The organism is Candidatus Zymogenus saltonus (assembly GCA_016929395.1).
Taxonomy (GTDB): Bacteria; Desulfobacterota; Zymogenia; order Zymogenales; family Zymogenaceae; genus Zymogenus; species Zymogenus saltonus.
Genome location: JAFGIX010000023.1, coordinates 33,375 through 57,733, shown reverse-complemented (window position 1 = coordinate 57,733; position 24,359 = coordinate 33,375). Strand labels below are relative to the sequence as shown.

Annotated in this window: 26 protein-coding genes; 18 read left to right on the top strand and 8 right to left on the bottom strand. The window is 50.0% G+C overall.

The window, feature by feature from the left end:
* The first annotated feature begins 134 nt into the window (after positions 1-134).
* On the top strand, positions 135-701 hold the full coding sequence (locus JW984_04795; protein MBN1572498.1) for a flavodoxin family protein: 567 nt from the start codon (positions 135-137) through the stop codon (positions 699-701).
* 183 nt (positions 702-884) lie between these two features.
* Here JW984_04795 and JW984_04790 read toward each other — a convergent pair whose 3' ends face one another.
* On the bottom strand, positions 885-1,439 hold the full coding sequence (locus JW984_04790) for a flavodoxin family protein (protein MBN1572497.1): 555 nt from the start codon (positions 1,437-1,439) through the stop codon (positions 885-887).
* 276 nt (positions 1,440-1,715) lie between these two features.
* On the opposite strand from JW984_04790, the gene JW984_04785 reads away from it, so the two are divergent.
* Both JW984_04785 and JW984_04780 read left to right on the top strand, forming a co-directional pair.
* Entirely contained in the window at positions 1,716-1,901 is a 186-nt protein-coding gene (locus tag JW984_04785; protein MBN1572496.1) for a DUF262 domain-containing protein, read from the top strand.
* An 18-nt stretch (positions 1,902-1,919) separates the two neighbouring features.
* Entirely contained in the window at positions 1,920-3,512 is a 1,593-nt protein-coding gene (locus JW984_04780) for a DUF262 domain-containing protein (protein MBN1572495.1), read from the top strand.
* A 20-nt stretch (positions 3,513-3,532) separates the two neighbouring features.
* Here JW984_04780 and rlmB read toward each other — a convergent pair whose 3' ends face one another.
* The 5 genes from rlmB to JW984_04755 form a co-directional block, all read right to left on the bottom strand.
* Entirely contained in the window at positions 3,533-4,342 is an 810-nt protein-coding gene (rlmB, locus tag JW984_04775; protein ID MBN1572494.1) for a 23S rRNA (guanosine(2251)-2'-O)-methyltransferase RlmB, read from the bottom strand.
* 60 nt (positions 4,343-4,402) lie between these two features.
* Positions 4,403-4,771, bottom strand: a complete 369-nt coding sequence (locus JW984_04770; GenBank protein ID MBN1572493.1) for a DUF1232 domain-containing protein — start codon at positions 4,769-4,771, stop codon at positions 4,403-4,405.
* 232 nt (positions 4,772-5,003) lie between these two features.
* Positions 5,004-5,366, bottom strand: coding sequence for a DUF1232 domain-containing protein (locus JW984_04765; GenBank protein ID MBN1572492.1), 363 nt, complete (start codon positions 5,364-5,366; stop codon positions 5,004-5,006).
* Positions 5,367-5,650: 284 nt separating this feature from the next.
* Positions 5,651-6,577 (bottom strand): cysteine synthase A, encoded by a 927-nt coding sequence (gene cysK / locus JW984_04760; GenBank protein MBN1572491.1) that lies wholly within the window; start codon positions 6,575-6,577, stop codon positions 5,651-5,653.
* A 38-nt stretch (positions 6,578-6,615) separates the two neighbouring features.
* Positions 6,616-7,050 (bottom strand): RrF2 family transcriptional regulator, encoded by a 435-nt coding sequence (locus JW984_04755; GenBank protein ID MBN1572490.1) that lies wholly within the window; start codon positions 7,048-7,050, stop codon positions 6,616-6,618.
* A gap of 333 nt (positions 7,051-7,383) precedes the next feature.
* Between JW984_04755 and JW984_04750 the strand changes: the two genes are divergently transcribed.
* Positions 7,384-7,968, top strand: a complete 585-nt coding sequence (locus tag JW984_04750) for a hypothetical protein (protein MBN1572489.1) — start codon at positions 7,384-7,386, stop codon at positions 7,966-7,968.
* Between the two features lie 304 nt (positions 7,969-8,272).
* On the opposite strand, the gene JW984_04745 is transcribed toward JW984_04750, so the two are convergent.
* Positions 8,273-8,491: an ANTAR domain-containing protein gene (locus JW984_04745; GenBank protein MBN1572488.1), complete on the bottom strand. Its 219-nt coding sequence runs from the start codon at positions 8,489-8,491 to the stop codon at positions 8,273-8,275.
* 221 nt (positions 8,492-8,712) lie between these two features.
* Complete coding sequence (locus JW984_04740) at positions 8,713-9,201, bottom strand: DUF4405 domain-containing protein (protein ID MBN1572487.1); 489 nt, start codon at positions 9,199-9,201, stop codon at positions 8,713-8,715.
* A gap of 338 nt (positions 9,202-9,539) precedes the next feature.
* Between JW984_04740 and JW984_04735 the strand changes: the two genes are divergently transcribed.
* The 14 genes from JW984_04735 to JW984_04670 all read left to right on the top strand — a co-directional run bounded on the left by JW984_04735 (position 9,540) and on the right by JW984_04670 (position 24,353).
* Complete coding sequence (locus JW984_04735; protein MBN1572486.1) at positions 9,540-10,268, top strand: NTP transferase domain-containing protein; 729 nt, start codon at positions 9,540-9,542, stop codon at positions 10,266-10,268.
* A 19-nt stretch (positions 10,269-10,287) separates the two neighbouring features.
* On the top strand, positions 10,288-10,758 hold the full coding sequence (locus tag JW984_04730; GenBank protein ID MBN1572485.1) for a dTDP-4-dehydrorhamnose 3,5-epimerase family protein: 471 nt from the start codon (positions 10,288-10,290) through the stop codon (positions 10,756-10,758).
* 406 nt (positions 10,759-11,164) lie between these two features.
* Positions 11,165-12,175, top strand: coding sequence for a dTDP-glucose 4,6-dehydratase (rfbB, locus tag JW984_04725; protein MBN1572484.1), 1,011 nt, complete (start codon positions 11,165-11,167; stop codon positions 12,173-12,175).
* Between the two features lie 6 nt (positions 12,176-12,181).
* Positions 12,182-13,087 carry a dTDP-4-dehydrorhamnose reductase gene (gene rfbD / locus JW984_04720; GenBank protein MBN1572483.1) on the top strand — a complete coding sequence of 302 codons (906 nt, stop codon included), beginning with the start codon at positions 12,182-12,184 and terminating at the stop codon, positions 13,085-13,087.
* 91 nt (positions 13,088-13,178) lie between these two features.
* The gene (lepB, locus tag JW984_04715; protein ID MBN1572482.1) at positions 13,179-13,865 is read left to right on the top strand and encodes a signal peptidase I; all 687 of its coding nucleotides are present in this window, start codon (positions 13,179-13,181) and stop codon (positions 13,863-13,865) included.
* 24 nt (positions 13,866-13,889) lie between these two features.
* On the top strand, positions 13,890-14,570 hold the full coding sequence (gene lepB, locus JW984_04710; GenBank protein ID MBN1572481.1) for a signal peptidase I: 681 nt from the start codon (positions 13,890-13,892) through the stop codon (positions 14,568-14,570).
* 21 nt (positions 14,571-14,591) lie between these two features.
* The gene (gene lepB, locus JW984_04705) at positions 14,592-15,227 is read left to right on the top strand and encodes a signal peptidase I (GenBank protein MBN1572480.1); all 636 of its coding nucleotides are present in this window, start codon (positions 14,592-14,594) and stop codon (positions 15,225-15,227) included.
* Positions 15,228-15,328: 101 nt separating this feature from the next.
* The gene (locus tag JW984_04700; protein ID MBN1572479.1) at positions 15,329-15,712 is read left to right on the top strand and encodes a hypothetical protein; all 384 of its coding nucleotides are present in this window, start codon (positions 15,329-15,331) and stop codon (positions 15,710-15,712) included.
* 169 nt (positions 15,713-15,881) lie between these two features.
* On the top strand, positions 15,882-17,186 hold the full coding sequence (locus JW984_04695) for a dihydroorotase (GenBank protein ID MBN1572478.1): 1,305 nt from the start codon (positions 15,882-15,884) through the stop codon (positions 17,184-17,186).
* On the top strand, positions 17,179-18,705 hold the full coding sequence (locus JW984_04690) for a transglutaminase domain-containing protein (GenBank protein MBN1572477.1): 1,527 nt from the start codon (positions 17,179-17,181) through the stop codon (positions 18,703-18,705). Before JW984_04695 ends, JW984_04690 begins: the two co-directional genes overlap by 8 nt.
* Before the next feature lie 27 nt (positions 18,706-18,732).
* On the top strand, positions 18,733-20,127 hold the full coding sequence (locus tag JW984_04685; protein ID MBN1572476.1) for a sigma-54-dependent Fis family transcriptional regulator: 1,395 nt from the start codon (positions 18,733-18,735) through the stop codon (positions 20,125-20,127).
* 226 nt (positions 20,128-20,353) lie between these two features.
* Entirely contained in the window at positions 20,354-20,797 is a 444-nt protein-coding gene (locus JW984_04680; GenBank protein MBN1572475.1) for a prepilin-type N-terminal cleavage/methylation domain-containing protein, read from the top strand.
* An 87-nt stretch (positions 20,798-20,884) separates the two neighbouring features.
* Positions 20,885-23,056, top strand: a complete 2,172-nt coding sequence (locus tag JW984_04675) for a DUF2723 domain-containing protein (protein MBN1572474.1) — start codon at positions 20,885-20,887, stop codon at positions 23,054-23,056.
* A 328-nt stretch (positions 23,057-23,384) separates the two neighbouring features.
* A complete protein-coding gene (locus JW984_04670) occupies positions 23,385-24,353 on the top strand; it encodes a glycosyltransferase family 2 protein (GenBank protein ID MBN1572473.1) in 969 nt (322 codons plus the stop codon).
* Positions 24,354-24,359 lie beyond the last annotated feature (6 nt).

The following is a 24,359-nucleotide window of genomic DNA, read 5'->3' as shown; positions in this document are numbered from 1 at the left end:
TTTTAGTTGCCGCAGGTTTAGATTTCCTTAAGCCTGCGGTTGATTTTTAGGACTCTGGGAGCCGTCGGGCCGCAATATTTAAAAAAAGGGGGGGCGGCTTTTTGGCATTTTTTCAATTTCTTTAGGAGTGGACGATGAAAATCCTTATCCTCAGTGGAGGCCCCAGAAAGAACGGGACCACCGCCACAATTCTGAATAAGATAGTTGAGGGAGTCAAGGGAAGACACGAGGTTGACCTGGTTGACGTTTACGATCTGAAGATAAGGCCCTGCATGGGGTGCCTGAAGTGCAGGCCGGACAAGGAGTGCGCCCTGCCGGAGGACGACGCCCAGATAGTGGGGAGAAAGATCAAGGATGCGGATGTTTTGATCGTGGGGACGCCCACCTACTGGGGAAACATGACCGGCCCATTAAAGACCCTCTTTGACCGCAACGTCACCACCATCGAGCGCATCAACGGCGGTCTCCCGAAGCCTAATCACAGGGGGAAGAGGGCTGTCATCGTCACCGCATCCGCCGCCCCTTGGCCCTATAACTTGCTCTCCTCCCAGAGCGGCGGTGCCGTCCGCTCGCTCAAGACGATCTTGAAGAGCGGCGGCTTCAAGATAATCGATGTGATAAATATGCCCAACACAAAGAGGAGGCCCGGGGTCCCGGAGCAGTTTGTGAAGCGGGCGCTTAAGCTGGGAAAGAAGATATAGTTCGCTTTCCCACCTAATCCGAAAGAATCTTTAATCGCTGTTTTGGGGCGGACTTTTTTTGTGTCGCCAGCTCAAATCCACGCCGTTTTGAATGTGAGGTGACGGCGGGCATCCGTATTATGAGTGCAGGGTGTTGAGCCGATCTTAAAGCTACGGTCGGAGTTCCCTGGTGGGATAAGGATATTATCGAGCTATCTCCCCCCCGAGCCTGTACGCCTCGTTGAGCAGATCAAGTTTTTTAAGAATATCCCTCTTTTCTCCCACGCCGGGGGCGAGGATCTTGCCGACGAGTTTCATCTCCAAGTAGCCAAAGCTCTTCTCGAACATCGTGATGAGGGGGGCCGCCGCCTCGATGTCGTCCTCCTCGAATGGGACGGCCAGAACCGCCGACTTCCCCCTGATCATCTTCCTGTTTTCGGGGCAGTTGAAGTAGACGAAGCGGTCAAGGAATCCCTTCATTATCGCCGTGGGGCCGTACCAGTAGACGGGGGTGCCGAAGACGATCGCGTCGGACTCCGCGATCTTCGGATAGAGGTAGTTCATGTCGTCCCTCTTGGAGCATCTCTTCCCCTCCCAGCAGGAGTGACACCCGTTGCACTCCTTGATCTTCAGCCTGTTCAGGAAGACCGACTCCGTCTTCGCACCCGCCTCCTTCGCGCCCTCCAGTATTCTGGAGACAAGGATATCGGTGTTTCCGTTTTTCCTGGGGCTTCCGCATACTCCGAGGACCTTTTTCATTTTTTGTGCACCATCCAAAAATAAAGCTAATCAAAATCGGTTTAAAGGAAAAACCATCGCATATCGATTAAACGCCATTACGGTATCACATAATATTGTTTTTGCCAAGATTAGACTGGGGAGGGGCTGTTTTTATTTTGGGGAACGGAGGGCTTATTGGCGCCCGTAGTAGGTTGGTCAAAAAAGCTTCTCGTTAAAATATGTTGACATTCCATTTTTTGTCATGTACTCTTTTAACGCTATTTATAATTTTCACCTTCGTAGGAGAAAAATAGAATGTCTGTTCCAATACATAGGTTTGAAAAAATACTTGACTTAATAAAAAATATTAACGATGACAAGATAGTCCTTCCTGAGTTTCAAAGGAGTTTTGTTTGGTCGAATCAGGATATAAAGGATTTCCTTGTATCTATCTTGAATGGCTATTTTGTAGGTACTATTTTATTACTTTGGAAAGATTAAAATGGGTTTAAATTTAGAATAAGATATATAGAGGGTGTTGAAGAACTAAAAGGTTCAAAACCAGATGAAAAAAAAGCTGAAAGAGCGATTCTTGACGGTCAACAAAGGCTCACTGCATTATTCTATGTGTTAAATAGTCCACCTAGAGTTTCTCCAAAATTAGCGACAAATCCTTATCGCTATTTTATAAATGTAGAGGAAAAACTAAAAAAAGAGGAAAAGAAAGAAGAGGAGAAAAGAAAAGAAGAAGAATGGGATGATTTCATTATATTCTATTCTGAAAAAGATAGTTTTTTTTCTGATTTTCAAGGTACCATAAAAAATGAAGGATTTAATGCTCTACTAAAAAAAGAAGACTTTAGAAAATTTTGCTTCGAGAAAGGCATTATTCCTTTTGCTTCATTAAGTTCTGATGGAAATTTGTATGATTGGCTCGATGATTACGAAGTAAACCTTATAAAAAAGAAGGGTCTTGAGCATGATAACGCAAGGGAAAAAAAGAGAAAAATAAGAAGCATTTTTGAAAAGTACCTTAATTACCAAATTCCAATACTGATACTTCAAAATACTGACATTATCGAGGTTGCAGAAATATTTGAGAGGATAAACAAGACGGGAGTTGAGTTGTCCGTCTTTGCCATCGCAACAGCTGTTTTTTACAATGAAGACTGCAACCTCAGGAAATGGTGGGAAGATTATTATAACCAAAATGGTCTAATAAAAAAGTTTTGTGATATAGATGATGAAAATTATCCAAAATATATACTTCAAATAATGGCCTTGCTGCAAGAAAAAGAGGTGAAGAAGAGGGTATTAATTGATTCAAGTGAGTTAAAGGTAGACAAAGGAAAATGGGAAGAAGCCTGTAAATGGTTGGATAAAGCATTAGAGAGATTATATGAAGCTCCAGGCGGATATGGTGTTATTAAGCCAAATTTGCTTCCATATAAGACAATAGTTGTAACCCTATCGGCTCTGCTGAAACATTGTAAAAACGATGCTAAACCTAACAAGAAAATAGACTCTTGGTATTGGAGTTCCGTATTTACGGGAAGGTATTCTCATTCAAGTGATACGGTTGTTAAAAGGGATTTCGATCAGGTTAAAAAGTGGTTAAAGAGTGATAAGGAAAAGCCGGAAGTAATTGTTGAAATTGAATCTCATAATGCAATTGAAGATTTGGACTTGGAAAAGACAGAAAGAGGGGCTTTGTATAAATCAATAATGAACCTTTTAGCTTTAAAGATCCCAAGGGATTTCTTTTCAGGTAAAGTAATAAAATTATTGAATCTTGATGACCATCATATATTTCCAAAAAAAGTAAACATTCCTAATATAGACAGGAATAAATTGAATTCTATATTGAATAGAACATTAATAGGTAACGACACAGATAAGAGTATATTAAATAAAAAACCATCTGAGTATTTAAAAATTATGAGAAATAAGCTCGACGGTGAAGAAAATTTAAAAAAGACATTAGAAAGCCACATTATAAACAATGAATGTTATGACGCCTTGAAGGAAAATAAATATGAAGAATTTATAAAAGAAAGAGAGAAATTGATAAAAGAAGAAATGAAAAAATTGGCTGTCAGCTATAAAGAATAGTAAATAAATTTGCTCAAATATCAGCCCCCCCTTACCCCCTCCTGCCTGACCCTCTCGAAGAGGACTATCCCGACCGAGACGCCCACGTTAAGCGACCCAATTTTTCCCATAAGGGGGATAGAGATTATCTCGTCGCACCTTTCGCGGACGGTCGAGGTGAGCGACTTGTCTTCGCCGCCGAAGACGAAGGCTGCGCTCCCGGTGAGGTCCGCCTCGTAGTATTGAAGCTTGGCTCCCGCCTCCACGCCGAAGATCATTACTCCCTCCCGCCTCAGGATCGAGAGCGCGCTCGTCGTGGACTCCCTTATCAGCGGGACGTACTCGGACGCCCCCATCGAGACCCGGGCGACCGTCGGGGAGAGGGGTGCGGTCCGCCTCTTGGGGATGACGATGGCGTCGACGCCGGCCCCCTCGGCGGTCCTCAAGATCGCTCCGAGGTTCTGCTCGTACATCACCTCGCCGAGGAGGACGATAAATGGCTTCTTCTTTCCCCTGGTCCCTTTCAAAAGCGATGTCAGCGACGTCTCACCCCTCGGGGCGGCTTCCGCGATCACCCCCTGGTGGGAGCCGGTTTCTGAGATTTTATCAAGTTCCGCCCGCTCGGTCGATAACAGGGGAATCTTTCTCCCCCTAGCCGACTCGATTATTTCGCCGATCTTTCCGTCGGCCCGGCCCTTTAGGGCGCCTGCATCTATCAGAATTTTTTTTATCTCCCGGCCGGAGCGGAGTCCCTCCAGGACGACGTTTCTCCCCTCGAGGAGATACACCCCTCTTTCGGCGCCGCCCGGCCTTCCCCCTCCCGCTCCCCCCTTCTCTCTTTTTCTGCCCATTAATCCCTCATCCCTTTGGAATTAAAATCGTCTGTAAATATCAACCGACGGCGACGGGTCTTATTCCTTTTTCCAATTCTTCCTGTCAAGGTCGATGGTCTTGCCATCATCGTGAAGCTTGCCCTTCTTTGATCCGACCTCCTCTTTACCGGCGCCGCCCACGGCGAGGTAGTTCTCGTATTGATCTATTTCGTAGAGGATGAGCATCAGGAAGAAGGCCAAGACGCCGATGTCGTCGATGACTCCCACCGGAACCGGGAGCAAAAAAGCGGGTATGAAATCGATGGGGCTTATTACATAAATGACCGATAGGACGTATAAGATTTTTCTGATGAGGGGGATCTTATATCCCTTGTCCTTTATTAGGCCCTTCAGGGAGCGCCACTTCGCCGCAATATTGAATATATCGGAAAGGTTTTTCTGTTTCATGATCTTGTTTCCTCGTTAAACGGCAGTAATACTAATATGGTAACATTAATATGGCATTATACTCTTTTTTGGGGGATAAATCAAAGGGCAAAGGTGAAAGGGTGTCGCTTTCCATCCGGTTTTCGATTCTGATTCTTCTTCCGGCTCAACCGTTTCGGCCCACAGCCTCCCGATGTTTAAGATTTCGGTTGGATTCAATATATGTTGATCCCGGAAGCCCTCCGGATCGGCACTACTCCGTTTTCCGGTCCTCTTTGTCCGGGTCTATGACCTTGCCATCGTCTTTGGCCTTCTCCTTCGCCGATTTGTCCCCCTTTTTGCCCGTGACGCGTGATTTTAGGTGATGCTCATATTTTTCCACCTCGTCGAGGATATGAATAACGAAGAGAATAATCGCTCCCACGTCGTCGATGAAGCCCAGGGGCGTAAAATATTCGGGTATAAAATCGAAGGGCGATACTACGTAGAGGAGCGACGCGATGTAGATGAATTTATTTAAGGGGGATATCTTGTACTCTTTGTCCTTGATGAGTTTCATCATAGACCGCCATTTTTCGACCAGCTTTGATATGTCCCAAAAACTCTTCTTGTCCATTCTCGTTTTCCTTTCTCTTGCAGGGCGGTTGGATAAGATTATACTCCTTTTTCTTTCAAATTAAAGGGGAAAGGGGTGGGGCATGTGGTTTGGTTGTTTGGCTGGACTCCGCCTTCGGGTTGCGCGGCCGACCGGCCCCCGAATTGTCAAATATTACATTGACGGGTGATTCTACGGCCGTCGGATTCTTTTGACGGCTTGGCGGCGGCTCCGGCTTTTCCAAAAATGTAAAGGGGGTTTTTTTGTCAATCGGACTCGAATTGATAATTAGAATAAGGGCAATATCAGAGTCCCTTCACAAGGTCGGTGGTGAGGTAGCGCTCGCCGGTGTCGGGGAGAATCGCCACGATCGTCTTTGAGGAGCTCTCTTTTCTCTTCGCTATTTCGAGGGCGGCATGGGCACACGCCCCGGACGATATTCCGCACAAAATCCCCTCTTTTTTCGCCAGAAGCCGGGAGGTATTTACGGCGTCGTCGTCGCTTACTTTGATGATCTCGTCGACGACCCCCATATCCATGACCTCCGGTATGAAGCCGGCCCCGATCCCCTGGATCTTGTGCGCCCCCGGCTTTCCGCCGGACATCACCGGAGACGATTCGGGCTCCACGGCGACGGCCTTGAGGTTCGGGAGCCTCTTCTTTAAGGCGGACGCCGTACCCGTGATTGTCCCGCCGGTTCCCACGCCTGCAACGAGTATATCCACCTTTCCCCCGGTGTCGTCGAATATCTCTTGTGCCGTGGTGAGGCGGTGGGCGTTCGGATTCTCCGGGTTTTTGAACTGCATCGGTATGAAGGAGTTAGGGATCTCTCTGCCAAGCCTTTCGGCCTCTTCGATGACGCCTTTGATTCCCTTTTCCCCGGCAACGAGGACCAGCTCCGCGCCGAGGAGCTTCAGGAGGCTCCTCCGCTCAAGGCTCATCGTATCCGGCATGACGATTATCGTCCTTATTCCCCATGCGGCGCCCACCAGCGCAAGTCCGATTCCGGTGTTTCCGGATGTTGGCTCTATTATCGTGGTCTTGCCCGGCATAACCCTCCCCTCGTCCATCGCCGCCCTTATCATCGAGAGGGCGATCCTGTCCTTTACGCTTCCTCCGGGGTTTTTCGATTCGAGCTTTACAAGCACTTCGGCGTTGATCCCCTCCGTAATCCTGTTGAGCCTCACAAGAGGCGTCGATCCGATGAGGGCCGTAATATCACCGTAAATCATATTGCGCCTGTTGTCTCTTGTAATGAAAAATGGAATAGTCAGTGTAAGTCTTTTTTTATTCCCTTCTTTTCCGCGTCATCCATGAGGTCTTTTATGGTTACGGACGAGAAATAGTCGTTGAGTATCTCGCTTGCCTCCCTCCATTTTGCAAACGTTACACAACTGTTCATGAAGGAGCAGTTGGAATTTCCGTTTTTACAGCCTACAAGATTGACGGGACCCTCCACCGCATCTATGATCATCTTAATGGTTATCTCCTCGGGCGTCAGCGCAAGGTAGTATCCTCCGGCTCGTCCGCGATGGCTCTTCAGGAGCCCGGACTTTTTCAATCTAAGAAAAATCTGGCCAATGTAGTTTAACGATATCTTTTGCCTCAAGGAGATTTGAGATGCCTTTATCGGTTTTCCGGCACCATAATATGCAATATCGAACATCGACCGCACCCCATATCGAGAGAGAGTTGTCAGCTTCATTTTTGTCTCCTCTGTTATACCCCTTTTGCTTTCATACATATTATTAAGTAAATCAAAAGTGAAATCAACAAATCTTTTAATATTACCCGCTTTTTTTTAAGAATTTATTTGCAATAGCATACAGAGATGTTTTTGTAACACAAAATAGGCGATTTTCTGTATACTTTTTTCTGAAATGAAGGTATTATCAAAAAAACCGTTTTGTGTTCCATGTCACATTCTTGTAATCTCGTGTAGATAGATTGTAAAGATGCCATTTGTTGTTACATAAGCAAAAACGGGATTAATTGATGCAGTTTTATGTAACCGTAAAAAATTTTTTGGAGGATAGAGATGAAAACAAGAGATTTCAGGTTAATTGCTTTTCTGTTTTCCCTTCTGCTGATAGTTTCGCTCCTGATTCTTCCCGCTTATGCGAAGAAGGACGTCTTGACAGAGGACAGCGAGTTCAGGGATCCGGACGAGGTTTGGGATTTCATCCCCGACTATACCGGGATGGTGGAGGGGGACAGCGCCGATTGGATATGGATGAAGCCGGGCCTCGATCTGTCCCGGTACAAGACGGTGGTTGTTCCGCTGTTTGAAAATAGGTCCAAGATGATAGATATTCACACCCAGGAGATGTTGACCGATAACATGAGGCAGTCGATGACCAGGTTCGGGATGAGCGTCGTGGATGAGGGCGGCGAGATAACGGTTTTCGGCTGCATGGTGGATTACTCCGGGGGATCAGGATCGGCGGAATTCTGGATCGGCTACGGCGCGGGAAATCCCTTTGTGGAGGTCGAGGTCTATATCGTGGACAACTCAACGGGCGAGATAGTAACCAAGGTGAGGCATCAGGCGATGGACAACACGATCCCCAGCGCCGCCGCCGAGGTCATCCACGATATCATAACGGATTGGTCCCGCCGCTGATTTCTCGTTTTAAAGCGGATCAAGATCGGCAGGGGATGTGAAGTTTGGAAAGGGGGAGGGGCAAAGAGGGAGGAAGGAGGAGGAGAAAAGAGAGATAAAAAAAGGGGGGTATCAACTACCCCCCGACTCCCTCCTTTTAAAGGAGACATACATTACGGGTTTTTGGGATGCTCGCCTTTCAACGCAGCCGCCGGTCTCTCCGATCAGATACCGTCCAGCCTAAAAACTTCAGGAAAAACAACGACCGATACTATATAAATACAGCTCTAAAAAAGACTTTCTGAATTGATTTTCAATGATTCGTCTATCGATGTGATTTTCCGTTGAACCAGCTCGGGCTTATGAGATTCTCCAGCTTGATTATCACCTCGGAAGTCCTCTCCGTGTCGAGGTTCTTCGATCTGGACAGCGACTTGATCTTCTCTATGGCGTCAATCTCCGAGATATCGAGCTTCTCCATTACAATCCTTTTTGCCAGCTCCAAGTTGGAACTGGTCTCACCCTTTTCTGCCGCTCTTGCCATTTTATCTATTCCTCCGAATCTAAAAATCTCTTAAGGTCAACCTGCTGTGCTATTCAATTAGAGCTTAATTGACATATAAATTATATATAAATAGATAGCATAATAAAAAAAATATGGGCTTTTTGAGCTCATATTATAATAATTGATGCTATATGTCAAGTGTTTTTTTATAAAAAATATGCGAAATATCGCTATTTTATACTATCTTAATGCTTTCAATCCTATTTTGAAGCCCCCCGATTCCTGTATTTAAGCCCGGAATTTCCCTCCGCGTCATAAAGGGTGTCGTTTAAATACCCGTCGGTCCCTTTTATCTCGCCCTCCTCCTTAGGAATAATGTACTTGCCGGAGCGGTAACCGTATCCCCTCTCGTCGGGGAGGTCTTTCGTTATGAAAAACGGCAAGGACAGGGCGACGACGAAAAGCAACAGAACGGATATTGCGAGCGTCTTGCCGCCGATCTTCAAAAAGCGCATGGCGGTAACCTTCTCCCAGTTGTAGTGGAGGATAAAGTGGACCAAGATGAAGACCAGAAAGAGAAGCGAGATCGTAAGGTGAATGTCTCCCCACTCGTGACGGGTGAGTCCCAAAGCCGTGGTTCTCCCAAGTCCCTTTGGGAAGAGATGCATCAGAATCCCCGTGGAGACCATCATCATAAATAGGAAAGCCAATATCGTGTCCACGACAAAATTGTATCTGCCTTTTTTCATTGTGTTTAACCTCCTTATTATTATAAACAGGATATTCGGGAAAATCCTTCTATATTGTTTTGCTCAAGAAAAAAATTTTGCTCATATCTCTTTTTTTAAGAATAATATAATCGAACAATCCCGTTATTTCCTTGATAAAAACACTTTTTTATGTTATCTATCTCTCTTGGCATTTTAATGAGGGAAAGTTGAAGAAAAGGAGATAGGGATGATAGCCGAAATCTATCGGTATTGAGCCCGTTTTTCTTTTTAGGATATCGGGCCCATCGGGGCCTTCAGGCTTGAAGCGGTTAAATCTAAAACTGTTTTGTGGCGAAAACTATTTTGTGGATATTCCAATGAAAGGTGTAATTTTAGCAGGCGGACTGGGATCGAGGCTCTATCCATTAACTAGGATCACCAACAAGCATCTGCTACCTATTTACAACAAACCTATGATCTTCTACCCGATACAGACCCTCGTGAACGCCGGGATAGAGGATATTCTCATCGTGACCGGAGGCAACAGCGCGGGCGATTTTTTAAGGCTTTTGAAAAACGGGGCGGACTTCGGACTTAAGCGCTTGAACTACGCCTACCAGGAGGGGGAGGGGGGAATTGCGGACGCCCTCTCGCTCGCGGGACACTTCGCCGAGGGAAAGAAGATCTGCGTGATACTGGGGGACAACATCATAGAGAGAAACATCAACGATCCGGTCAAAGACTTCATGAAACAGAAGGACGGGGCGAAGATTCTCCTCAAGAAGGTTGGCGATCCCCAGCGCTTCGGCGTCCCGGAGATAGACGGCGACAGGATAGTAAAGATCGAGGAGAAGCCGAAAAAGCCCAAATCGAACTACGCCGTAATCGGGATATATATGTACGACAATACGGTATTCGACATTATCAACGACCTCGAGCCCTCCCAGCGGGGCGAGCTGGAGATCACCGATGTGAACAACGAATACATCAAGAAGGGAAACCTTACATGGGGGGAGATAGAGGGGTGGTGGACCGACGCCGGAACGTTCGACTCCCTCCTAACAGCTTCAAAGCTTGTGGCAGATACCGGGGCCAATAACGTTTAAGGAGACTTGCAGGGATAACATGGTAACAATAAGGAAAATAGAGGGAGTCAAGATCAAGGAGCTCAAGGTCATCCCGGACGAGAGGGGACGGCTTATGGAGATATTGAGATCGGATGACGAGATCTTTGAAAAATTTGGCCAGGTGTACCTGACAGCGGCCTATCCCGGCGTTGTGAAGGCGTGGCACTATCACAAGTTGCAGACAGACCACATGACCGTCGTCAAGGGCATGATGAAGGTGGTCCTCTTCGACGACAGGGAGGGGAGCAAGACAAAAGGGGAGGTTATGGAGATCTTTATGGGCGAGCATAACCAGCTTCTCGTAAAGATTCCCCCCGGCGTCTATCACGGATTCAAGTGTATATCCGAGACCGAGGCCGTCGTCATAAACGTCCCCACTGAGGTATACAACCGGGAGGAGCCGGACGAGTACAGGCTCCCCGCCCACGATAACAATATCCCCTACGACTGGGGCAGGGTTGACAGGTAGGCGGGTTCCGCTGTGTCGGGTTGTGAGGGAGGGAAGGTCAATATTTGGGGGAGTGGACAATATTTGGGGGGTGGAGGCAATCTTTTAGTGGGGGCGGCAATATTTAGGGGTGGAGGCAATATTATGAATGAGGAGAAGAGGCAATATTATAAATAATGGTGGTGGAGATATTGTGAATGGGGGGGATGGGTAGCAGCAGTATTATGTGTGGGGAGTGGCTGCAATCTTGGGGCGTGGCGGCATTCCTATGGCGGGACGGGAGTAGTTTTATTAAGGAGGACATAATCTCATTATCGGGCGGGTGGCGAATACGGACTTCTTTATCCGCCTGTTTCGAGGCGGATTTCGGCTCTTGATGGCTTTTCGGTGATTTTGCCTGCTTAAATACGTTGGGAGGGATCGTAAAATGAAACTGCTGGTTACGGGGGGAGCCGGATTCATAGGCTCCAATTTTATTTTGTATATCCTTGGGAAGGGAAAGGATTACGAGGTCGTAAACTTCGACACCCTCACCTATGCGGGAAACCTCGCAAACCTGAAGGACGTCGAGGACGATCCCAGATACAGCTTCGTCAAGGGGGACATCGCGGACGGCGCGGCGGTCGAAAGAGTGATGAAGGATGGGATCGACGTCGTGATAAACTTCGCCGCCGAGTCCCACGTCGACCGCTCCATAATGGATCCAAACACCTTCATCAGGACAAACGTCCTGGGGACGAACATCCTCCTCTCGATAGCCAGAGAAAACGACGTAAAGCTATTCATCCAGATATCCACCGACGAGGTCTACGGTTCCCTGGGTCCTGAGGGGCTATTTACGGAGGAATCCCCCCTCGACCCCACAAGCCCCTACTCGGCGAGCAAGACCTCGGCCGATCTCCTGGCGCTGGCGTATCACAAGACGTACGGCCTTCCCGTTATAGTCACCCGCTGCTCGAACAACTACGGCCCGTACCAGTTTCCGGAAAAGCTTATACCTCTTTTTATCACAAACGCCATGGAGAACAAGCCCCTGCCCGTCTACGGCGACGGGATGAACATCAGGGACTGGATTCACACCCTCGATCACTCGAGGGCCGTCGAGGCGGTGATGGAAAAGGGTAAACCGGGGGAGGTCTACAACATCGGCGGGAACAACGAGAGGACGAACCTCGAGATAACCGAGCGTATCCTGAAGGCGCTGGATAAGCCGAAGTCGCTGATCCGCTTCGTCAAGGACCGCCCGGGCCACGACAAGAGGTACGCCATCGATTCCTCGAAGATCACCTCCGAGCTCGGCTGGAAGCCTAAATACGATTTCGAGAAGGCGATGAACGATACGGTCTCCTGGTACAGGGACAATCGAAGCTGGTGGGAGGAGATCAAGAGCGGCAAGTATCAGGACTATTATCTTAAACTCTATGGCAAGTTAGAGTAAAATATCGTGGATCTGCTGGTGATAGGGGCAAGGGGGATGCTCGGGAGGGACCTGGTTGACACCCTCTCAAAACCCCCCTTCGAACACAGGGTCCTGGCCTGGGATATCGACGAGATCGATATAACGAGGCTTGAGGACGTGGAAGAGAAGGTGGCGGTGGCGGCCGGGGATAGTCCGTTCAAATATATTGTCAATTGCGCTGCGTACACCGACGTGGACGGGGCTGAGGTCGAGAGGGAGCTCTCCTACGAGATAAACGCCGTCGGGGCGAAAAACGTGGCGGAGGCGGCGGCGAAGGTCGGCGCGAGGACGGTGTATATCAGCACAGACTACGTCTTCAACGGCGAAAAATTGGTCCCCATAAGGGAGGACGACGAGCCGGAGCCGGTCAACTACTACGGCTGCACAAAGCTCGCAGGGGAGGAGTTTACGAGATCTATGGACCCCGGGGCCCTGATAATAAGGACCCAGTGGCTTTTCGGGCCGTACGGCAAAAATTTCGTCGAGACGATGCTCAATCTGGCAGGGGCGGGAAAAACCCTCAGGGTCGTGGACGATCAGGTCGGAAGCCCCACATACGCCCTCCACCTCGCCGAGGCAATAGGCAGGATGATCGAGCTCTCGCTGTCCGGCACATACCACATAAGCGGCGGCGGGAGCACATCGTGGTACCGGTTCGCAAGGGAGATATTCGAGCTTACCGGAATGGATGTGGATCTCGTCCCCGTAACAACCGAGGAGTACGTCAAGGGGGCGGGCAGGGTCGTGGCGAAGAGGCCCAAAAACTCCGTCTTTGACATGACGAAGGTAAAGACGGACACGGGAGTTACGATGAGGGTTTGGAGGGACGGGCTGAGTGAATATCTCGGGCGGAGGGAAGCCATTGGAGGGGAGCCGTCAAATAGTCGATAAGTCGATAGGCCTATTTTTATAGCGGAGAAGGAAATTCAAACATCTTGTTGATTGAAGCGGGAAGCCGCCAATCTTTTAAAAGCGAGTAAAGATGAGAAGTTCCGGGGACGGTCGGGGCGAAGAAAAGGTTAATGCCAGGTCAAACAGGAGCGCCCTGAGGGATTATATCGAGGCGATCGTATTTGCCCTCGTCATTGCCCTTGTAATAAAGGCGTTTATCGTACAGACGTTCAAGGTGGACTCGGGTTCAATGATTCCAACGCTGGTCGCGGGCGATCAGATACTGGTCAACAAGTTCACCTACGGAACGAGAATTCCCTTCAGCGATGTGAAGCTCTTCCCCGCAAGGGAGCCGAAGAGGGGCGAAATAGTCGTTTTTGAATATCCGAACAACAGGCGGGTTCACTACATAAAGAGGCTCATAGGACTTCCCAGAGATGTAATAGAGATAAGAGACAAACTTCTCTATGTGAACGGGGAGAGGTATGAGGTCGAAAGCGCCCATTATGACTACCCCACAATTATACCAGGAATCGCCGTGCACAGGGATAACCTCGATGCGGTTACAGTGCCGGCCGACTCGTATTTCGTGATGGGCGATAACCGCGACAACAGCAGCGATTCGAGGTCCTGGGGATACGTCAAGGGATCGGAGCTGGTGGGCAACGCCGTGATAATCTACTGGTCGTGGGACATAAGCTCGGGGGGATTTTTCGGGCGGATCAAGAACATCCGTTGGAGCAGGCTGGGCGATGTTCTCCTAAAAGGCCGTAAATGACATTTTTAGATGAGGTAAATTGTAATGAGTGGTTCCGCAAATGGCAGGGAAAAAAATAAGGTTCAGAGGAACTTAAACAGGAGCACCTTCAGGGAGTATGCCGAGGCGATCATCTTCGCCCTCGTCCTCGCCCTCGTAATAAAGGCCTTTATCATCCAGGCATTCAAGATACCCTCCGGCTCCATGATCCCCACGCTCTTGAGGGGCGATCAGATACTGGTCAACAAGTTCATCTACGGAACGAGGGTGCCGTTCAGCGATGTGAAGCTCTTCCCCATAAGGGAGCCGGAGAGGGGCGACATAATCGTGTTCGAATATCCGAACGACAGGCGGGTTCACTACATAAAGAGGCTCATAGGGCTTCCCGGCGATGAGATAGAGATAAGGGACAAACTGCTCTATGTGAACGGGGAGAAGTATGTGGTTGAGGCCGCCCATTTTGACGACTTGGCGGTTTTTCCCGGCATCGCGGGGCCAAGAGACAACTTCGGCGCGGTTACCGTGCCGGCCGACTCGTATTTCATGATGGGCGACAACCGCGACAACAGCAGGGATTCGAGATACTGGGGCTACGTCAAGAAGTCGGAGCTTGTGGGCAACGCCGTGATAATCTACTGGTCATGGGACATAACCTCCGGGGGGATTGTCGAGCGGATCAAAAACATCCGCTGGAGCAGGCTGGGCGATATCCTCCTGAATAAATAGAATACCGAATAATAAGAATAGATGTTTAGAAAACTTGGGGACAAAGACATCGGCTTTTATGGTACAGCGGCACTCTTTATCCTCGTTTTTTTTCTATATGTCCTCCTCTTCGACAACGTCTTGATAACCTCGCCTGTGATGGAGCCGGGCCTCAAGAGCGGCGACTACGTCCTCGTCGGCAGCGCTTCGTATAACCTTTCCGTTCCGATAGGGGGGAGGCCCTTCGAGATAAAAAAGCCGAAGAGGGGGGATATAGTCTTCTTCGAGAAGGAGGCCCGGGAGGATGACGGCGCCGGGACGTCATCGGTGCTCAGGGTTGTGGGAGTTCCCGGAGATACCGTGGAGATCGTCGATAAAAAGGTATTCATCGATGGGAAACCTATCCGTGAGCCGTACGTGACCTTGAGCGACGAAAAACTTTATCCCGGGAGTATCTCCGAGAGGGACAACCTGGGGCCGTTTATCGTCCCCGCCGATTCCTATTTCCTCCTGGGCGACAGGAGGGACGTAACCATGGATTCCAGGTTTTTCGGGTTCATTACGTCGGGCGAGATAAAGGGCAAGGTCGTTTTTATCTACTGGTCTACGAACCCGGCTAGAGGGATTTTCCGGGATATCCGGTTAAACAGGATCGGATTTCTTCGCTCTTCCGACTAAAAAAATGATTTGACACATCACTAATTAAATGATATTAAGGTAGAAGTGGTTGATTTATAGTTTGATCGTTATTATTTAACTGTTTTTGTTTTAGAGGGATTATGAAAAATAGAATAAGATCGCTGTTATCGGGGGAGCGGGGCGCAACCAGATTCAAGACGCTTGTAATAATCCTAATAATTGCGGCGATAGGCTATGGGGGACTCAAGGTGGCAAAGCCCTATTACGACTGGTTCAGGGTCAAGAAGATAGTCAAGGAATTGGCCATCGATTGTCGTAACCAGCCGAAGAGCTGTATCGAGGGAGCGCTTCCGAGAAAAGTAAGGGCGATAAGCAGCGATCCTCTCGAGGGGGAGATCGAGATCAAAAAGTCGATGGGAGGTAAAAAAACCACGATAATAATGGATTATGATGTGGAGGTGGTCTTCATCCCCGATAAGTTTAGCCATGTCTTTAGTTTTCATATAGAAGAAAGCAACATGTAGAGAGCAGATGGCAAGGTGTCTGTCTTCTACTTATCCAACTATTTTGAATGCCTCCCTTTATAAGGGGGGTTTTTTCATCTTGGGGGTGTGGGGGTAAAACAGCGGTTTTATTCTATTTGCGGTTGGGCGGGCGGGGTGGGCCTTCAACTCCTTTTGAGGGACGTTTAATATGACGAGGATTCTCATCAGCGGGGGAACGATAGTCAATCCCGGCGGGGATTATGAGGGTCCCGGAGGGCTGTTGGTGGAGGGGGGGGTGGTCATCGACTTCCTGAAGCCGGGAGAGATCGTGGAGGGTGCTGTGGTGTACGATGCGGCGGGGATGGTTGTCTCCCCCGGGATTATCGATGTGCACACGCACCTCAGGGAGCCCGGCTACGAATACAAGGAGACCATCGCCACCGGGACAAGGTCTGCGGCGGCTGGCGGCGTGACTACGGTTTTCTGCATGGCGAACACAAATCCCGTAAACGACAGCGGAGAGGTCACGAAGTATATATTAGAGCGGGCGAGAGAAGGAGGGGTGGTCACGGTCTGTCCGGTGGGGGCGGTGACGAAGGGGCTTTCGGGGGAACTCCTAACCGATCCGGAAGAGCTGAAGGGGGCCGGGGTCTTCGCGCTGTCGGACGACGGGAATGTTGTCTCAAATTCCGGGCTGATGAGGAGGGGGATGATAGGGGCGAAGAGATTTAACCTTCCCGTGATAACCCACTCGGAGGATATGACGCTCGTCGACCGCGGCGTTATGAACGAGGGGAAGGTGTCGGAGGCGCTCGGCCTTGCCGGGAACAACGCCGCCGCCGAGGAGATAATGATAATGAGGGACGTCACTTTGGCTAAGATCACTGGGGCGAGGCTTCACGTGGCCCACGTGACCTGTGCAGGGGGCGTTAAGATAATCAGGGGGGCGAAGGCAAGGGGAATAAACGTAACCGCGGAGACCTGCCCCCACTATTTTTCGCTGACGGAGGAGGCCGTGAGGGAACTCGGCACCAACGCAAAGGTCAATCCCCCACTCAGAACCGAGGAGGACAGGCTCAAAGTGATCGAGGGGATTGTCGACGGGACGATCGACGTCATCGCCTCCGACCACGCCCCCCACGCCGGGAAGGATAAGGAGGTGGAGTTTCCTTTTGCCATGAGCGGGATGGTCGGCCTCGAGACCCTCCTTCCCCTCTCTCTCAGGCTCGTTCATGAAAAGAGGCTGACGCTCTCAGAGATGATAAAGAAGCTGACGGTAAATCCCGCCTGTGCCCTCGGGATATCGGGCGGGGTACTGAAAAAGGGTGGGGATGCGGACGTTACGGTCATAGATCCTGATGAGGAGTGGGTGGTTGATCCCGAAAAACTCTTCTCGAAAAGCAAGAACACGCCGTTTTCGGGGTGGAAGATGAGGGGCCGGGTCAGGCTGACGATGGTCAAGGGGAAAACCGTCTTTAAGGACGGCAAGATTATGGAAGGGAAAAATGTTTAGACAAAGGATAATCGGATTTTTTACATTGATATTGCTGTCATTCGGGCTTCTTTTCTGTTCTGGGACGACCAAGTACGAGAGGGAGTTTGAAGGCTACCGGGAGATGGAGACGGTGGCCGACGATTGGTATTCCACGTACCTCTTGGATATGAAGGCGGGCTACGACCATATCCGTGTGACGAAGGGTCTCCTTGGCGACAGGGAGGTCGTAAGGATTGTAGAGGAGGGAGCGGTTGTCTTCATATTTGATGAGAAGAAGGGGCCGGTAGTAAACGATATATATGGAGAGGCCTTTCTGACGGCCGATGAAGACCGGGATCTGCTCGGCTTCATGTATCGTATGACCGTTCTCTCCCACGGGGTTCTCATCGAGGGAATCAGGAGCGGAGATTATATTTTAGTGGATTTTCACTCCGGGGGAGGGGAGCAGCATATCAAATTCTCCGCTGACCAAAATATCTACCCCTCCGTGGCCCTCACCTATATAGCGATAGAGGAGGCGATGAATGCGGCCAAGGGCACTGGTTTTGTCCCGGGTCAGAAGTTCAAATACCGCGTATTCATCGAAAATCTGAAGGTCATAAAGGATATGGAGGTCGAGGTTCTGGGTGTCGAGGAGGTTGTCGTCGGTGGTGAGAAATCGAAACTCTTCAAGGTGGAGACCAAGATAGAGGGGTACAAATCGACATCCTGGGTGGGGATTGACGGCAGGGTGGTAAAGGAGATCACGTTGGAGAGGTTCGAGGCAAAGCTTACCGATAAGGAGAAGGCGCAGGACCTTGACGGCGCCGGGATTACATACGGCGACATACTCGAGATCGCCCTCGTGCCCTCGGACAAGAGGATAAAAAATCCGGAAGGCTTAAAGCTCCTTAGGGTGAAGATAGACAATTTTCCAAAGACATCGTCCGCCCTGACGGGCGACTTTCAGTCGCTGGAGGGGCCGGATGACAGGATGGGATATATATTTACCATGAGAAGGGGGGAGGTTGAGGAGTCCGCGCCCGTCAAGTACGGTGATTTCCCCGATGATGTGAAGGAATATCTCCTGCCGTCCATCGATGTCGAGAGCGACAACAGGCTTATAGTCGCAAAGGCAAAGGAGATTGCGGGCGACGGGAAAGACCCCGTCAAGGACGCCGAGAAGATACTCGATTGGGTGTTTGAAAACGTTGAAAAGAAGATGGTTGACGCAACGTCGGCCCTGGACGCCCTGAATACCCTCGAGGGGGAGTGCGAGTCCCACGCCTACCTCTTGGCGGCCCTTTTGAGGGCCAGGGGGATACCCGCCAAGGTGGTCTCCGGGATCGTCTATTCAGAAGGGCTTGACGGCTTTTTCTTCCACGCGTGGAACGAGGTGTATCTGGGAAGGTGGATTCCTGTCGACGCGACCTTCGGGCAATTCCCGGCCGACCCGACTCATATAAAATTTTCGGAGGGGGGAAGGAGCTCGCTTTTTGATATCGTCTCGCTGATAGGCTCGATAAAGGTGGATGTTTTGGAGATGGTAAGAGATTAAATCTTTGTTTTTCAGGCTTTGAAAAAAATGGAAGAAGAAAGAGCGGTAAAGGTCTCAAGGATACTCGTGGTTGACGATGAGCCGAGCATGAGGAACTTTCTCGATATAATGCTTAAAAAAGAGGGTTATGAGGTTGACCTGGCGGTGGATGGGAAGCAGGCGCTCTCCTTGGTGGAGTCCAAGATATACGATCTGGTCATAACCGATATAATGATGCCGGGGATAGGCGGCACGGAGGTATTGAAGGGCGTAAAGGAGGTACACCCCGAGACGATGGTGATTATGATCACCGCCTACGCCTCCACAGAGAGCGCCGTGGAGGCGATGAAGGAGGGGGCGTATGACTACATATTGAAGCCCTTTAACGTGGATGAGATAAAGGTAATCATCGGAAACGCTCTCGATAAGGGGAGGCTTGAGCGGGAAAACATACTCCTGAGGCGGGAGCTTGGAAAGGAGTACAGCTTTGAGAACATCATAGGGATCAGTTCCGAGATGCTCAAGGTTTTCTCCCTGATTAACAGGGTGGCCGATACAAAGACCAATATATTGATTACCGGTGAGAGCGGGACCGGAAAGGAGCTGGTCGCAAGAGCCATACACAACAAGAGCGGCCGGAAGAATAAGCCCTTTGTCGTGATAAACTGCGGCGGAATACCGGAAAACCTCCTGGAGAGCGATCTCTTCGGACACGTCAAGGGCGCCTTTACCGGCGCCGTTACCCACAAGGAGGGGCTTTTTGAGGTCGCCGACACGGGAACCATCTTCCTGGACGAGGTGGGGGAGCTGACGCCCTCGATTCAGGTGAAGCTGTTGAGGGCTATCCAGGAACGCACCTTCAAGAGGGTCGGCGGCACGGAAGACATCTCGGTCGATGTCAGGATAATCGCCGCCACGAATAAGGAGCTGGAAAAGGAGATCATGGCCGGAAGGTTCAGAGAGGATCTCTATTATCGCCTGAATGTAATCGAGATAAAGCTTCCCCTCTTAAAAGACCGAAAGGAGGATATCCCGATTCTTGCGCACCATTTTATGGAGAAGTTCTCTCTGGAGCAGAGGAAAAAGATCATGAAAATATCCTCCTATGCAATGGATGTTTTAAAGGAGTACTCGTTTCCCGGAAACGTCAGGGAACTTGAGAATATCATAGAGCGCTCCGTGGCCCTGGAGTCTTCAAATATTGTTCTTCCGGAGAGCCTGTCCCTCTCAATGAAAAAGGTATTTGACGGCTCCGAGTTGGAAAAGGGCCGAGATCTTTTTACAAACGGTTTTTCAATGGAGAATTATATTGAAGATATTGAGAAGAAGCTGATCGTTCAGGCGTTAAATCGCGCCGGCGGAAAGAAGAAGGAGGCTGCGAGGATCTTGGGGACCAGCTACTGGGTCCTCTTGAGGAAGATAGAAAAATACGACATCAAGTAGGGGAATTTGCTTATTTGCAAATAAACTTTGTCGTTTTGCAACTACGTAACTTTTTTCAGGGTCGAAAGGATGATGAACGAATCCGGGCCTCAAATTTTTCTCTAATAAATTCAATGGTTTGGAAACTTTTGGGTGAAGGTTACTTTTTTGTTGCATTGGCACACATATTGCACTACTATATATACAAATCTTTTGGTGGATTGGAGGTGAGAAAATGCTAAGAAAGATCAGAGATAAGAAGGGTTTTACCCTTATCGAGTTGATGATCGTTGTTGCCATTATCGCAATCCTGGCCGCTATTGCCATACCTAACTTCCTGAAGTTTCAGGCAAAGTCAAAGCAGTCCGAGGCACGGACGCTCCTGACGGGTATATATGAGGCGGAGCTCGCCTACTTTGCGACGGAGAATGTGTTTGAGGATGCTGGTGAGGGTGGTGGCCCGGGAAATGCCGGCGAGGCCCCGAACATTGGTTTTGAGCCGGCATCTGCTCCCAAATACTACTCGTGGTATATAGTGGCAGTTTCTTCGTACGGCTTTACCGCTTCGGCTTCCGGAAATATCGACAGGGATCCTACCCTGGACCAGTGGTTGGAGCACGAAGATGCACGTGAACCTTGCAACCGCTTCGACGACGTATCGGATACCGCAAGAACCTGTGTTTCCGATTAATTTCGAAGTTTTATGAAGTAGGGTTTCAACTCTGGGGCGGAATTTGAAAAAATTCTGCCCCTTTTTTTAATCCTTTGGCCTTTTGATATGAACCTACCGGGCAGATTTAAAAATTTCTTTGTAAATAACCTTCCCCATCTTATCTTTTTCTCGGCGATCTTCATCTACGTCATTACCCTATGTCCGGCGGTCTACTGGCGCGATTCAGCCGAGTTCGTGGACGTAGCCTTCTCCCTCGGCATTCCCCACCCCGCGGGATTCCCGACGTACATGCCGCTGGCAAACCTCATGACCTACCTCCCGATGGGATCGATCCCGTTCAAGGTGAACCTCCTGTCGGCAGTGATGGGCGCCTTGGCGTCGGTAACCCTTTTTTTCCTGATCAAAGAGCTGATTGTCACCCTCGGCGGCAGGAAGGACAACTGGGGCTTGTGCTTCTCCTCGATAACGGCCCTGGCCTTCGCCTTTTCGTATTCCCTCTGGGAAAGCTCCGTTGCGGCGGAGGTCTACGCGGGGATGGGGGCCGCCGCCGGCGGAATACTAATCTTCACCTTGAGGTGGAAGAATACGTGGGACAGACGTTATCTCTTCGCCGGCACCTTCCTCTACGGGCTGTCGGCGGGGATCCACGCCACGGTGGCCTTCTTTTTGCCGGCGCTCCTTGTCTTTGTGTTGTTGAACTTCAAGGGGAGGCTGAGGGGTTCCGACTTCGTGCTCTCAATCTTCTTTTTTATACTCGGTTTCTCCTCTTTTTTGTATCTTCCGATAAGGTCCCTCGCCGACCCGCGGATGGACTGGGGTAATCCCGAGACCCTTGAGCAGTTCCTCATTCTAATTACGGACAGGAAAGACACCGCTTACCATTTTGCCGTCTCCTGGGGCGACCTTCCGGAAAAAATCCTGGTCTTTCTCAAGGTCATGGTAAGGGAGCTGACTTACTTGTGGCCGGTGGCGTCTCTTGTGGGCCTCTACGTGGCAATAAGGAGGGACTGGCGCGTCTCTATTCTCCTTTTCCTCTTCTTCCTGGGCCACATCTCATTTTTTGTGTGGTACTGGAAGGGGGGGACGGTTTACATCCCGTCGTTTTTGGTCGTAATGGGACTGGGCGGGGCGGGCATATATTTCATCGGGGAATACCTGGCGGGCTTTAAAAAGATAAAGATCAATTTCAGGAGGATACTCCTCGTCACTGCCCTCTCCTTCGTGGTCTTTTCCCTCCTCAAGGATTACAGATCCCTCGACAAATCTAATTACTACGCGGCCCACAACATAGTCTTTGCCGATTACATGCGGTTTGAGTACGACTCCCTCGCCCTTACCTCGATATATTGGCCCATATTTTACTACTATCAAGATATAGAGAGACTGAGGGAGGACGTAACGGTAGTCCCCTTCAGCGATATATTTCAGCCGAAATACTTCAACAGGGTTACGGCCGGGAGGTTCCCCAGAATCGAAGTCCCGGATATACCCTACGAGTCTGAAACCGCAATCCCGTATCTGGGCGCCCTTATCAAGGCGAATATCGATGACAGAAAGATATATATCGGGCCCGATGTCAGGATTGTCGAGAAGGTCTCCAAATATATAGTCCCCGAGGTATTCTTCTTCAGGCTCCTTACGGAAGGGGAAATCGAGGCGGCCGACGACGAGTTCTACAGGGAGTATTTCATCGAATATCTCGGCAGATTCCACACGTTCATCCAGAGGGAGCTCTCGTCGAGGGGCGGGGAGTTTCTGGCCGACAACATATACAAAGACTACTATTCGATAAGTTTCAGGGCCCTTTCCAATTATTTCATCACGAGAAAGATGTGGCCGGCAAACAAGGCGATCCTGAATATGGCCGGGGCGATCGTTGGATTCGTTCCCGACCTCAAGGAAAACCTCGCTTTTTCCCTTATGCAGCTCGGGGAATATGAAGAGGCGGAAAAGATATTCAAGTCACTTATCAGGCGCTATCCGGACGTCGTCTGGCCGAGGCTAAATTGGGGCCACAATCTCCTCGCTCTTGGGAAGTACGACGAGGCGGTTGCCGAATTCGAGACGGTGCTCAAGATGGGCGGGGCAAGGGCGGAGGCGTACTACGGGATCGGGCTTGTCCTCTACAGACAGGGGAGGCTCACCGAGTCGATTGATGCCCTGACGAGGGCGAAGGAGTCGGTTACCGAAAAGACCAAGAGGGAGGACGTGGAGGACATCGACAGGCTCATAGATACAGTCGACAATAAGCTCTCCACAGGCAATCGTTCCAAGTAAAGGCTTGAAATAGCCGCCCGTTTCTGATATAAACTGTTCATTCCTTCTTAGCAACATCTCCTGTCGTTTAGTTCTTGGTCGATTTTAAGACTATCCGACTGTTTGTTGGGTGGTGTGATTGGAGAGGAGAAGGGGAAATTGTTTTCGATTGATAGGAATATGTTAAAGAGCCGAAGCTGATACCCTTATGCGCGTTGACCCAAGATATGAAGGGGTATTTGACGAACTCAACTATGATATAAAGCTGTTTTCGCCCCGCCTCTACCCGTATTTCATTATCATCAGTAGAAAGAGGGCGTGATCATTCGGGCGTGCGGTTGAGGTTTAAGTGAGGAAGAAAAAGAAGATATGCGTGGTGATTCCGGCCCATAACGAGGAGAGGCTGATAACGGATGTCCTCGACGGGCTTCCCGCCTTTGTGGACTGGGCGGTTGTCGTTGACGACAACAGCGACGACGACACGGTCGGGCGCATTAAGGGGTACAGGGGCCGATTCAGGGGCAAAGTGAGGCTGGCCTCCCTTCCCGCAAACCTCGGCGTTGGGGGCGCCATAGCAAGGGGTTACAGGGAGGCCCTTGAAGTCGGCGCCGACGTTGCCGTTGTGATGGCCGGCGACAACCAGATGGACCCGGCGGACCTCCCGGCGATTGTGGACCCGGTGATCGATGGCGAGGCGGACTACACCAAGGGGAACAGGCTCTTCATGGGAGGCTCTTGGGAGAAGATCCCCAAGGTTCGTTATCTGGGCAACTCAACCCTCTCCCTTTTGACGAAGGTCGCCTCAGGATACTGGCACGTGGTGGACTCCCAGAGCGGGTACACGGCGATAAACAGAAAAATCCTCGAGTTGATCGACATAGACGACATCTATCCCCGCTACGGGATGCCCAACGACATGCTCATCAAGCTAAACGTTGTGAACGCGAGGGTCAAGGACGTCAAGGTGAGGCCGGTCTATGACATAGGGGAGCGGTCGGAAATAAGGCTCTTCAAGATCATCCCGTCGATATTGTGGCTCCTGACAAGGGGCTTTTTTTCCAGGATGGCCAAGAAGTACGTGATCTACGATTTTCACCCCCTCGTCTTCTTCTACCTCCTGGGCCTGACGCTGACGCCGTTTGGCTCTCTGTTCGGCCTGTACCTTATCGTGATAAGGGTTCTGGGTCTCATGGGCTTTGTCGACTACGGGGTGGCCCCGACGAGCGCGCTTTTTGCCGCCTTCCTCTTCATATCGGGACTCCAATCGCTCTTCTTTGCGATGTGGTTCGACATGGAGTATAATAAGTCCCTGAAGTAGTTCATA

Excerpts from the sequence above, each read along its gene's own strand:
- JW984_04735 (MBN1572486.1), top strand. The coding sequence starts at position 9,540 with ATGAAAGGTGTAATTTTAGCAGGCGGACTGGGATCGAGGCTCTATCCA.
- cysK (MBN1572491.1), bottom strand. The coding sequence starts at position 6,577 with ATGATTTACGGTGATATTACGGCCCTCATCGGATCGACGCCTCTTGTG.
- JW984_04795 (MBN1572498.1), top strand. The coding sequence starts at position 135 with ATGAAAATCCTTATCCTCAGTGGAGGCCCCAGAAAGAACGGGACCACC.
- JW984_04745 (MBN1572488.1), bottom strand. The coding sequence starts at position 8,491 with ATGGCAAGAGCGGCAGAAAAGGGTGAGACCAGTTCCAACTTGGAGCTG.
- JW984_04730 (MBN1572485.1), top strand. The coding sequence starts at position 10,288 with ATGGTAACAATAAGGAAAATAGAGGGAGTCAAGATCAAGGAGCTCAAG.
- JW984_04690 (MBN1572477.1), top strand. The coding sequence starts at position 17,179 with ATGTTTAGACAAAGGATAATCGGATTTTTTACATTGATATTGCTGTCA.
- JW984_04750 (MBN1572489.1), top strand. The coding sequence starts at position 7,384 with ATGAAAACAAGAGATTTCAGGTTAATTGCTTTTCTGTTTTCCCTTCTG.
- JW984_04700 (MBN1572479.1), top strand. The coding sequence starts at position 15,329 with ATGAAAAATAGAATAAGATCGCTGTTATCGGGGGAGCGGGGCGCAACC.
- rlmB (MBN1572494.1), bottom strand. The coding sequence starts at position 4,342 with ATGGGCAGAAAAAGAGAGAAGGGGGGAGCGGGAGGGGGAAGGCCGGGC.
- JW984_04790 (MBN1572497.1), bottom strand. The coding sequence starts at position 1,439 with ATGAAAAAGGTCCTCGGAGTATGCGGAAGCCCCAGGAAAAACGGAAAC.
- JW984_04785 (MBN1572496.1), top strand. The coding sequence starts at position 1,716 with ATGTCTGTTCCAATACATAGGTTTGAAAAAATACTTGACTTAATAAAA.
- JW984_04685 (MBN1572476.1), top strand. The coding sequence starts at position 18,733 with ATGGAAGAAGAAAGAGCGGTAAAGGTCTCAAGGATACTCGTGGTTGAC.
- lepB (MBN1572480.1), top strand. The coding sequence starts at position 14,592 with ATGTTTAGAAAACTTGGGGACAAAGACATCGGCTTTTATGGTACAGCG.
- JW984_04695 (MBN1572478.1), top strand. The coding sequence starts at position 15,882 with ATGACGAGGATTCTCATCAGCGGGGGAACGATAGTCAATCCCGGCGGG.
- JW984_04675 (MBN1572474.1), top strand. The coding sequence starts at position 20,885 with ATGAACCTACCGGGCAGATTTAAAAATTTCTTTGTAAATAACCTTCCC.
- JW984_04740 (MBN1572487.1), bottom strand. The coding sequence starts at position 9,201 with ATGAAAAAAGGCAGATACAATTTTGTCGTGGACACGATATTGGCTTTC.
- JW984_04755 (MBN1572490.1), bottom strand. The coding sequence starts at position 7,050 with ATGAAGCTGACAACTCTCTCTCGATATGGGGTGCGGTCGATGTTCGAT.
- lepB (MBN1572481.1), top strand. The coding sequence starts at position 13,890 with ATGAGTGGTTCCGCAAATGGCAGGGAAAAAAATAAGGTTCAGAGGAAC.
- JW984_04770 (MBN1572493.1), bottom strand. The coding sequence starts at position 4,771 with ATGAAACAGAAAAACCTTTCCGATATATTCAATATTGCGGCGAAGTGG.
- JW984_04765 (MBN1572492.1), bottom strand. The coding sequence starts at position 5,366 with ATGGACAAGAAGAGTTTTTGGGACATATCAAAGCTGGTCGAAAAATGG.
- lepB (MBN1572482.1), top strand. The coding sequence starts at position 13,179 with ATGAGAAGTTCCGGGGACGGTCGGGGCGAAGAAAAGGTTAATGCCAGG.
- rfbB (MBN1572484.1), top strand. The coding sequence starts at position 11,165 with ATGAAACTGCTGGTTACGGGGGGAGCCGGATTCATAGGCTCCAATTTT.